The organism is Phaeobacter sp. S60 (assembly GCF_000826845.1).
In the GTDB taxonomy this organism is placed as follows: Bacteria; Pseudomonadota; Alphaproteobacteria; order Rhodobacterales; family Rhodobacteraceae; genus Phaeobacter; species Phaeobacter piscinae.
Genome location: NZ_JSWJ01000015.1, coordinates 140092 through 151013, shown reverse-complemented (window position 1 = coordinate 151013; position 10922 = coordinate 140092). Strand labels below are relative to the sequence as shown.

7 protein-coding genes are annotated in these 10922 nt (G+C 54.6%); 5 read left to right on the top strand and 2 right to left on the bottom strand.

Translation table 11 applies throughout. From position 1 onward, the window contains the following. Positions 1 to 237: 237 nt before the first annotated feature. The 5 genes from OO25_RS15360 to OO25_RS15340 all read left to right on the top strand — a co-directional run bounded on the left by OO25_RS15360 (position 238) and on the right by OO25_RS15340 (position 9574). The gene (locus tag OO25_RS15360; protein ID WP_040181006.1) at positions 238 to 4092 is read left to right on the top strand and encodes a hypothetical protein; all 3855 of its coding nucleotides are present in this window, start codon (positions 238 to 240) and stop codon (positions 4090 to 4092) included. 134 nt (positions 4093 to 4226) lie between these two features. Beyond that, positions 4227 to 5930, top strand: a complete 1704-nt coding sequence (locus tag OO25_RS15355; RefSeq protein ID WP_040181005.1) for a hypothetical protein — start codon at positions 4227 to 4229, stop codon at positions 5928 to 5930. Positions 5931 to 6830: 900 nt separating this feature from the next. After that, positions 6831 to 7643: an RNA ligase family protein gene (locus OO25_RS15350; RefSeq protein WP_040181003.1), complete on the top strand. Its 813-nt coding sequence runs from the start codon at positions 6831 to 6833 to the stop codon at positions 7641 to 7643. Between the two features lie 4 nt (positions 7644 to 7647). Next, complete coding sequence (locus OO25_RS15345) at positions 7648 to 8814, top strand: AAA family ATPase (protein WP_040181026.1); 1167 nt, start codon at positions 7648 to 7650, stop codon at positions 8812 to 8814. A 127-nt stretch (positions 8815 to 8941) separates the two neighbouring features. After that, positions 8942 to 9574, top strand: a complete 633-nt coding sequence (locus tag OO25_RS15340; protein ID WP_040180999.1) for a tyrosine-type recombinase/integrase — start codon at positions 8942 to 8944, stop codon at positions 9572 to 9574. 184 nt (positions 9575 to 9758) lie between these two features. On the opposite strand, the gene OO25_RS22260 is transcribed toward OO25_RS15340, so the two are convergent. Together OO25_RS22260 and OO25_RS15330 are read right to left on the bottom strand one after the other, a co-directional pair. After that, the gene (locus OO25_RS22260) at positions 9759 to 10331 is read right to left on the bottom strand and encodes a TetR/AcrR family transcriptional regulator (protein WP_052465684.1); all 573 of its coding nucleotides are present in this window, start codon (positions 10329 to 10331) and stop codon (positions 9759 to 9761) included. Then, the gene (locus OO25_RS15330; protein WP_040180998.1) at positions 10328 to 10867 is read right to left on the bottom strand and encodes a dihydrofolate reductase family protein; all 540 of its coding nucleotides are present in this window, start codon (positions 10865 to 10867) and stop codon (positions 10328 to 10330) included. The genes OO25_RS22260 and OO25_RS15330 overlap by 4 nt, the downstream gene beginning before the upstream one ends. Between the last annotated feature and the right edge of the window lie 55 nt (positions 10868 to 10922).

Genomic DNA, 10922 nt, shown 5'->3' with positions numbered 1-10922 from the left:
CAAGTCAGCCCGAAGCGGACGCGATCAGCCAACCGCTTCAAGTCGACAGAACCCAAACATGGGCGGTAAGCCGTCATTCGCTGCGGTGTCCATTTCGATATAGTACAGGTTGAAAAGCTGACATCGATACTTTGGAAATTCAATTCGCGTCATAGCCACTTGCACGCTGCGCTCATATTCCTAAATGTCGCGTTCTCAACTATATAGACCTGCAAGATATTGTATTGAGGTGCTACGATGGCGATTTTTGACATCGAAAAGGATGACTTACTGCGGTTGTCCGACACTCTGTTGGAGGAGTTGATAGCAAGGCTGGCCGAAGCAGAAGTCGCCGCACATGGGCATAGCCCTTCGAGTGTCAGTTGGTCGGGCTCGATCAAAGCGCCTGACGAAGGCATTGACATACATGTGCAAGTGAATGCACCCAAACTGGACACAGGCTTCATTTGCCGTCCAGATACTATCCTTCAGTCCAAGAAGGATTCGATGTCGAAGTCGTCGATCACAGCGGAGATGACGAAAGACGGCGAACTTAATCCAACTATATCAAACCAGGCGAGGATCGGGGGCAGCTACATCATTGTGAGCCTCGCTGACGATTGTTCGCCACCGATGAAGAAGGATCGCCTCGACGCCATGCGAGCGGCTGTGGCCAATGATCCCAACAATGAGGACATCCACCTCGATTTCTTCGACCGTTCAAAGCTGGTCCAATGGGTGCGGCAGCACCCGTCGGTGTTGCTGTGGCTGAAAGGCAAGCTTGGTCAGGGTTATTCGGGATGGCAGCCCTATGGAGCCTGGAGCAACCCTCCAAAGGGGTCACCTGACACTCTCATCTCTGGCCCAGGTATCATCGTCCAAGTGCCGACGGAGCGAGGTCAGGAGCTTTCAATCGAGGACGCTATAGAACCTATGCGGCGTTTGATCCGCACCTCAAACAAGGCGATCCGCATCACGGGGCTTTCAGGTGTTGGTAAGACAAGGATTGTTCAAGCGCTCTTTGACGAAACGGTCGGAGACGATCCTCTCGACAGAACCATCGCCGTCTACGTGGACACGGGACAAGACCCTGATCCCTCCGCATCTGCAATGCTCGACCGTCTAATCGCCGAGGCGCGTCGCTCGGTGATGATCCTCGACAACTGCCCATCTGAACTGCATTCGGCATTGGCAAGCAAAGTGTCGGCTGCAAGTGGTGATGTCAGCCTGATTACAGTTGAATATGACATTAGAGATGACAAACCTCAGACCACAGAGGTCATCCATATCGAAGCCAACGGACCAGAGGTGGCCGAGGAGTTGCTTTTGCGGCGTTTCCCTGCAATTGGCCAAGGCAATGCACGAAGGGTCGCCGAGTTTGCCGATGGCAACGCCAGGGTCGCGTTGGCCATTGCAGAGCGAGTTGAACAGGGTGAGAGCCTGGCCGAATTATCCGATGCCAAGTTATTCGACCGACTTTTCCAGCAGCGTAAGGGACAAGACGGCGATCTTCGCGATCAGGCTGAGACTCTGTCACTCGCGTATTCATTCTCAGTTGCTGATCCAGAGGTTGGGCAGAACGAACTAGAAGTCTTGGGCTCCATTTCTGGCCATACCAAGGCGCAATTGTTTCGAGCCGTGAAGAAGTTGGCAGAACGCCATGTCGTTCAAAAGAGGGCGCATTGGAGGGCCATCTTGCCCCATGCTGTTGCGAACAGATTGGCAAGCTCGGCGCTCGACAGCATCCCCACCGAAGCTCTGAGATCGACTTTCGAAGCGGCTGGAAACAGTCGTCTTCTTATGTCTTTCGCTCACAGGCTTGGCCTGATGCATGATCATCCGGTGGCCATTGAGATCGTTAAGGCATGGCTGCAACCTGACGGCCTATTGGGGCGAATCTCGGACCTCGATGAGAATGGATCGAGAATACTGGACTATATTGGGCCCGTCGCACCGGATGCGCTGCTTGACCGGATTGAAGCCGAACTCACCTCTCCAGACTTTCAGGGAATGGAGCCGAAGCATAATCCTCGTAGAACCACGATCCTCAACCTGCTTCAGTCGTTGGCATACGAACCGCATGCATTTGACCGCTGCATGTCACTACTGATCCGCGTCGCGGACCATGAAGATGCAAACAACAACTATGATGCTGTCAGAGATAAGATTTCGGGGTTCTTCCAACCCTATCTGTCTGGCACACATGCTTCGTTGGAACAGCGCCTCGCCATCGTAGAAGACTGTTTAAGCTTCGAGAATATCGGACGGCGTTCGTTAGGAATAAATTTGCTTTCTACGGCCTTGGACGGACCGCCATGGACGGGCTTTGGCCTCAACGAATTTGGGGCACGACCCAGGGACTATGGCTACCGACCAACCCATGACCAACTCGTCGAGTGGCGCACTGCTTTCATGAATTTGGCGGTGAGGCTAGCAAACTCAGACGACAAAGACATCAAAAGTCGCGCACGGCAGGTCCTAGCGAATGAGTTTCGCGGCCTTTGGCACCAGGAAGCGATGCGGGACAAATTGGTCGAAGTAGCACGGGCGATCAATGACCACTATCCATGGGGCGAAGGCTGGAAAGCCGTCCGCTCGATCATCTACTTCGATCACACAAGACAAAAAGACGAACCTGAACCAGAACCGCTTCCCCAGGATCTCGCCGATCTAGATCGCGACCTGGAGCCTCGCGACCTGATTGCGAAGATCAAAACATACGTTCTTGGCAAAGGGCATGATCATTGGGCACTCGACGAGGAGTTCGACGACAGCCGCGATGACAAGTATCGGGATGCTGAAGAGCGATTGGCATCAAATGCAACAGATTTAGGTGAGAGCTTTGCAGCGTCAGATCATCAACTCGATGAGTTGGGTTCAGAATTGTTTTCCAACGACTGGATGCCCTATCGCAGGGCGTTCGGGGTCGGCATTGCTAAGGGGGGACACAATTATCGTGAAGGTTGGCAATGCTTGCTGGAACACTTCGCTCGGTCATCCGGTTCGAACCATGACTTTGCGGTGATTGGTGGCTTCATCGAGGAGGTTGCCGCCAATGACAATGCGCTTTCGAGAGAACTCTTGGATGAATGTGCGGAACACCCGGAACTTCGAAAAGCCCTTGTGGGCCTGCATCCATGGGATGACTTCACAGAGAGTGATCTGGATCGGTGCATGGCCCTACTCGACAATGAAGAAACTCGGACTTGGATGTTCGGATCTATCCTTTGGCGGGACAACTATGCACACCTACCGTCCGAACGTTTGTTGGAGCTTGCACAGAAGCTGCTGGCCAAGTCAGACGGTAACGACACACTGCTCGACGCTCTCAGTATGAAACTGCACGGAAAGGACCGTGCGGAGGATACATTAGGACCTGAACTAAGAAAACTTGGTTTGAAGGCGGCAACCAAATCCCTGTTGGCCGATCACAGCGACCCTGGTGGCAGCAAAGACTATAGCATGGAAAATGTCATCAAGGCCGCACTTAGCTTCGATGGCAATGACGCTGAAAAGACAGAGTGGGTGGATACCATCTTCTCTGTGGTGGACGAACGTTACGGCTACATTCATTCGTTCGAGAAAGCGATTGAGACGACAGCAGGGCTGATGCCCAAGGCATTTCTGAATCGTGTTCTCCAGGGGACAGAGGACCAGCAGCATCGACGCATCTTTTTCGTTCGGCACGGGGGCATACGGCGTTGCCCGCTCTCCAAGATCGATGTGGCCAACCTGATTGAGTGGTGTCAGCAACAGAACGAAGCGGATGTCTGGGGTTTGGTCGCGTCAGGCATTAAGCTTTGGGAGAAAGGTGATGGGAACAGGGATGGTTCTTCCATAACGTCGTCCGCTGTTGAGTTTCTTGAAGCCGCCCCTGAACCCGAACCAGTCCTTCATGCTTACGCGGATCGTGTCACCCCATCTTCGTGGTCGGGGAGCCGTGCAGACGTCATGCAGCCAAGAGTCGATGCCATTGCTGAACTGAAGCAACATGAGCGGGAAGAGATAGCCGAGGCCGCACGGTCGGTTTCAGATCAGCTTTCGATGGAAATCGAACGCGAACGGGTCCGTGACCGCCAAAGAGATGAGGAACGGGAACAGCGGTTTGAGTGATGTCACGCAAAGAGCTCGACCGCTGTTTTGTGGAATGTCAGGTTGGTTACTTGGCCGAGGAAAGAAGTTCGATTTGACTGCAGCTAATCCACCAAGAGTCGCCGTAGTCGGCAATGAGCGGAGACCAAATTAAAATGCTTCAGATCAATACTGGCAAGTTGTTCACCCGTGGCGTAGGACGCACGAACGCTCTTCGAGGGGTATTGTATTCGAACGGATGGTTTCACTTTAATGATGTTGAAACGGCAGCCGGAACGCTTCGTGCCACTGGAGGCGAACGCGGCGATCTTGCAGTAGTCTATGAGCTGGAAGAACGGATCGAGGAAGCGGAAGTGGAGCCTGGCGTTCTAGTTTCGCACGGCGTCACCCCATACCTGCGCGACTTTGCAGTTCTGGCCTCATTTGGGCTAAACCTCATCGTGTCAACAGACGTGAATGTGGTTCGAAGGCTTACAAACAGTCAGTTCGGATTTTCATCGTATTGCCCACCTAGAGAATTTGTTAGCCAGTTCTTTGACCCCCAAGTGGTAGCCAGTCCCGACAAATGTGAAGAATTTGCTGAACTGGTGGACAGTCTTCTAGCTCTCGAAAGACGGCAGTTTTTGGCAGCAATGCGCGCAATCAAGACGTATGTCGCAGCGCTCCACAGCATCCCGGATGATCTTGGCCTATCGTACACCCTACTCGTCTCAGCAGTTGAAACGCTCGTACAGGATTTTGACGGGTTTCAGCCCAGCTGGCCCGATGTCGATGAACGAAAGCGAAAAGCCCTGGACGGTGCGTTGTCAAATGCGCCCAGAGGCACAGCGGAAGCAGTCCGCGCGGCCATCGTGGAAGTAGAACACATCGCGATGGCACGACGTTATCGCGACTTTATCGTATCGAAAATTGAAGCATCGTATTTCAGGGCTGCCGATGTCGCCTCCAATCATGCGGTGACTCGGCGCGAGCTGCCGTCCGCCCTTCGGCAGGCCTATGGACTGCGTTCTCAATATATACATTCAGCAAAGCCATTGCCGGACGCTTTGACCATGCCACACGGTCACAGAGAAGTCGCTGAAATCGAACGCAGACCGGTACTTACAATACAAGGGCTTGCGCGGGTAACGCGGTACGTTATTCGAAGGTTCATAGCAGATGGGCCAAAAGTTGAGACCGAAGAGTATGACTACAATTTAGAGCGCGCGGGAGTTGTTAGCATGCAGATGGCACCTCAATACTGGGTTGGGCACCCGCTTTCAGACGCACAACAAGCGCGGAGGCGTCTCGAAGGATTCCTTAGTCAATTGGCCGCTCATGAACGCGGGGATACTAATGCAACGATTACTGACCTTCGAGACATGTTGGGTGACATCGAGGGCCTATTCCCGCAAGCAAAAAAAGAACTAAAGCCCGCTCTCTACGTGCTCTATGTCGCATATAACGCTGTGGCGCCCGAAATCGCTCAGCGGCCCGACTGGAGACTCTTTATGGAAAAGCACGCCGCAATAGCTGAGGAACCATCTGGAGATGTTCTGATTGGTCGCACGTTACTTGGATCGACGGATGGCTGGTCTCTCTCAAAGCATCAGGAGGCCTACGATCAATATTGGCGCGAACGTGCAACGAAATCTGGATTGCATGCGCCTCGCCTGTTCGAAGCTGCCGCAGCACTCGTATTAGCGGAGAGATACAGGCTGTATGGAAATGACGAGCTGTACAGGAAGCTGATTGCGGAGGCGGTCGAGTGTCACCCAGAGCATCTAGGCTTGAGAGAATTCGAAACTCAACTGAAGACCAGTAAACCCATTGATTGGCGTAAGATTCTGACGGAGAAGGCGGCTGCAGATGAAACATAGTTGGTGTTGAATGTCTGCTAAGGGCACGCTGCACTGCAACATTCGAATTTGTGATGAAGGTCCGGTATGGGCCGTGGGCACCTATGGCATGACCGGTCACGCCGACTTTGCTAATGTCGCTATCTGCGCTCCGCTGCCCCCGGTGCAACCTGCAGCATCACATGAGGCAGCTTGACCCTGCTGAGGGTCCGCTTCCAGGAAGGCGACCTGCGAAACTCGCGCCTGCGGCATTGCTGGCACTGCAATCCCTTTCGATGACCGCTTTGGGCTGGCTTGAGCCGATCACAACTTGCTTGGGGCAGGCTGGTGCAGGATTCTCGGTGCTGTGCCGCCGCATGGCGGCAGAGAGCCCTCTGCTGCCATTGCCCTGGGTGCGGCCCTTCGCTGACGCAGCACGCAGGTCGCAGCCCAATCACGACATTCAGGCAGGGCGCAGCGCAGGGGCCGCTGCGAGCGCGAAAGGTCGCCTGAAAGCGGACCTTCAAGCCTGTACAATTGATCCAGGCGATACTGCGATCAATGTAGACGTCAGCGACGCGCAGAAAGCAGACTCTGCAAAACTGCAAACTATGGCCGCCCTTCTCGACAGGCCCGGCCCATTGCAGACCTTGAACACGTGCTTCCCATGCTGCGGCGTGGCCCGTAAAAGCTGCCATTCGTGCATCGTGCAGCATTTCGGTTTACTGGATGACTGCAGCGCGGACCAAAGCCGACCTTGGGGAGTTTGCTCTCAATGTCCGCTGTTGATTTTTTTAATAGCCTTAGCTATTTGCAGAACTGTGTCTCAACCCCGAACCCCACGGAAGTCCGATGTAATCTCTACACACATATCTCAACCTACGCCCTGACAATTCATGTCGGGTGGTTTTGTGTGACCAATCGATACATCGTGAGACAGCTATGAATATCTACAAATATCCGCGCACGCGGCACATTGAAGGTTCGCGCCTTCAACTGGGCGATATCGCGGACGACAAACCGATCAAAGACCTCGCAGGGCAACCCCTGATCGTTGAAGAGAAACTAGACGGTGCCAACTCTGCCGTATCTTTTGACATGGATGGAGGCCTTCTACTGCAAAGCCGTGGGCATTTCCTGACAGGTGGTGGGCGCGAACGTCACTTTGCCCTGCTCAAGACTTGGGCTGCGGCCCATGCCCACGTGCTGCACCCCGTACTTGGCCATCGCTTCGTCATGTATGGTGAGTGGATGTATGCCAAACACACCGTGTTCTATGACCGTCTGCCCCATTACTTCATGGAGTTTGACGTGCTGGATCGGGACAATGGCACTTTCATAAGTACTGCCGCCCGTCGGTCATTACTTTCAGGATTGCCGATCATGCCTGTGCCTGTTGTGCACGATGGTGAAGTCACGTCTGCCGATCACCTGAATAGCATGACCCGTCCGACGCCGTACAAGTCACAGGGCTGGCGGGATGCTTTGGCTGTCGCCGCAACTCGGTCTGGCAGCCGTCCTGATATGGTTGATCAGCAAACCGAGGATAGTGAACTGGCCGAAGGTCTGTATCTGAAACAGGAAGACGCCGATCACGTGCGGGATAGGTTCAAGTTTGTGCGGGCTGACTTTTTACAATCTATCGAAGCCGCCGAAGGCCACTGGCACGACCGTCCGATCCTGCCGAATAGCTTGGCTGATGGGGTTGATATCTTTGCACCAGTATTGGGTGTGGAAGGGGCTTACGATGCGTAGGCCCATGAAACCTAGTGTCACGCACGACGACCTGTTGTCGCTAGTGCCAACCGGCCCGCCTTGGCGGGTCAATTGGGCTGCGATCTGGCAACTTTGGCCCGAACTGGCGATGCTTGACACCTGCCCACAGGACCCGATCCACCACGCCGAAGGCGATGTGGGAACGCATACGCGCATGGTGGTGGAGGCGTTAGTTGCTGATCCCGATTGGCAAAAACTACCACCCGATGATCAGTCCAACCTGTTCTGGGCGGCGGTGCTGCACGATGTTGGTAAACCTGCGGTGACGAAACATGAAGACGATGGGCGCATCTCGTCTCGTGGTCATTCACGTGTAGGGGCGTCCATCGCTCGACAATTGTTGTGGCATGCAGGGTCACCCTTCGCCTGGCGAGAGGCGCTGTGCGGTATCATCGCGCATCACCAATTGCCGTTTTGGTTGATCGAACGGCCTGACCCGGCGCGGATGGCGATAGAAACGTCATGGCGGTGCACGCCGGATCACCTTCTCTTGCATGCCAAGGCAGATGCACTGGGACGGATATGCGACGATCAACAGGCTGTTTTAGAGAACGTCAGCCTTGCCACATTGACTTTCCAAGAGGCGGATTGCCTGCACCAGCCGTTCGCTTTCGCTAACGATGAAAGCCGTGTTGCGTTCTTCGACTTGGAGGACCGCGATCCGCACTATGCGGCCCACGAAGACTTTAAATGCACTGTTACGGTGATGTCTGGTCTCCCCGGGGCTGGCAAAGACACATGGGTGGCCAAGCATCGTCCAGATCATCCTGTCGTCAGCCTCGACCTGATCCGTGATGAATTGGGTGTGTCAGCCACTGACAACCAAGGTCAAGTGATCCAAGCCGCCCATGAGCGGGCCAGAGAGTATCTGCGGGCGGGCACCGATTTTGTCTGGAACGCCACGAACGTAACACAGCAAAATAGATCAAAGGTCCTGCAGTTACTGCGGGACTACGGAGCGAAGATTGAAATCGTCTATGTCGAAGTCAACCCCGTCCAATTGCGACGGCAGAATAGAGACAGGCCGGATGCAGTACCCGATGCAGTCATCGACCATCTGGCGCGAAAGTTAGAACCACCAGAACTCTGGGAAGCACATGAAATTTCTATCGTAGCGGCGGCAGGGAAAACAAAAAACGGACGTTCATGATCTTTGCAGCATCGGTTGCAATGGGCTCAAAGCCGACCTCGGATGCGACGCAGCATGTTGTGATATGTTGCCTTCGTCAACGTCGGGTTGTCGATGTGGGAGGGCGTGGTGGATCAGAGGTTCCATCATGGAAACATCAAACTTACCCGCCATCCGTGCCTTGCGCCCAGCCTGGAACAAAGGCCGAATCGTCGGCCAGAAAAGGCCGCTCAAGCCCAAACACGTCTGGGCGATCAGGGTGCGGCTGGAACTCGCCGAGAACCACCGTGATCTGGCCCTCTTCAATCTTGCCATCGACAGCAAGCTGCGCGGCTGCGATCTGGTGAAGATGAAGGTGGTCGATGTCATGGCGTCAGGCCAAATCAAGGAACGCGCGTCGGTTTTGCAGAGCAAGACGCAGAAACCTGTGCGTTTCGAAATCTCTGAAGGCACGCGAGTATCGCTTGAGAGGTGGATGCGTGAGCCTCTGATGGTCGGATCTGAATACCTGTGGCCTGGGCGTTTTCACGAACGGCTGCACATCTCGACCCGGCAGTACGCGCGGATTGTCCGTGAGTGGGTGATATCCATTGGCCTGGAGGCCAGCGCCTATGGCACGCACTCGATGAGGCGCACAAAGGTCACGCAGATCTACAAGAAGACTGGCAACCTTCGGGCAGTCCAGCTGTTGTTGGGCCATACCAAGATGGACAGCACTGTCCGATACCTTGGCGTTGAGCTTGAAGATGCGCTGGCTATCGCCGAAGCTATCGAAATTTGAAAGCGCGGGCCGTCTTCACGGACGGCCCTCAGCGGCCCAATCCGGACCTTTGACCAACTATCAAGATGCTGCGGTCGCATCCCGCATACCGGACGTTTGCAGCAGACGCGAAGATACAGCCCGATGTCGGTGTTCACGTCGAAAAGTTATACTTTGTTCGCGCCTCCGATGCGCGTGTTTTTTACTAGATGGCCTCGCGGTCACCAGCCGCTCGACAGAGAATCCAGTCGATACCGCGCAGATAGTCTTCTATCGTCAGGGGGTTGTTTGCTCCACTCGAAGCAGAGAGCACAAATCCGTGCGCATAGTCGATCAGCAGGTGAACAAGAACGTCGCCACCGTCGCTGTTTTTTAGCTGGTCTGTACAGGCTTTCAACTTAGGCACCACGTTTGCAAGGTCGGCACTCATCAGCGTCACATCCTCAAGGATCGCGCGGAGAAGGTTGGCGTTCTTCAAGGAGTATCCATAGTAGGTCGCCATGATGCTTCGGGCCCGCTCGACCGGAGTGCCACCCTCCACGCCATCCAGGACGCCCGCAAATGCATGTTCCACCAAATCGGACAGAAGCTGTTTCTTGGTGCCTGCGTGATAGGTCACCGCCATCGGAGTGACGCCAAGCTGATCGGCAAGCATGCGAAACGACAGCGCGTCAACGCCCTTGTCTTGGACAATTGGCAAGGCAGTCTGCAGGATCAGCTGTTTCGAAAGACGTTGATCGGCCTTCGGCGGCCGCCCGGGTGAAGGCGCCTTTGTCACGCGGCTTTCAGCCTGTAATCCAGATCCACCAGACCAGAAGGAAAGCTGTTGACCGACACCAGCTCCAGATCGACATCGCCCTCGGTCTCGCCAAAAATGCGGATGCCCTCACCGATCAGGATGGGAACAAGGGTGATCCGCATATCTTCCACCAGCCCGGCCTTCAGGAACGAGCGAATGATCGCGCCACCATCCACATAGACGCGATTGAAACCGCGAGCGTCAAAGCTCTTCATCAAATCTTCGGGCGCCAAGTCTGAGACTTCGACTTTGTCGCGCAGATGGTCGGGAATTTCGGCGGCAGTCATTGTTCTGCTCAGAACAACCACCGGTTTGGTGTAGGGCCACGCTCCGAAGCCTCGCACCGTCCTATACGAGCCCGAGCCCATAACGATCACATCGACACTGTCCTGAAAGGCGGCGAACCCGTGATCTTCTTCCTCGGTTGGTTGCTTTTCCAACCAATCCAACCGGTGGTCAGTCCGCGCGACAAAACCGTCCAGGCTCATCGCCATCATGATATGTCCAGTGGGCATCTTCCGGGTCTCCTGCAATAAATTTATACAGCATATAATAAATGCTAAAGCTGCG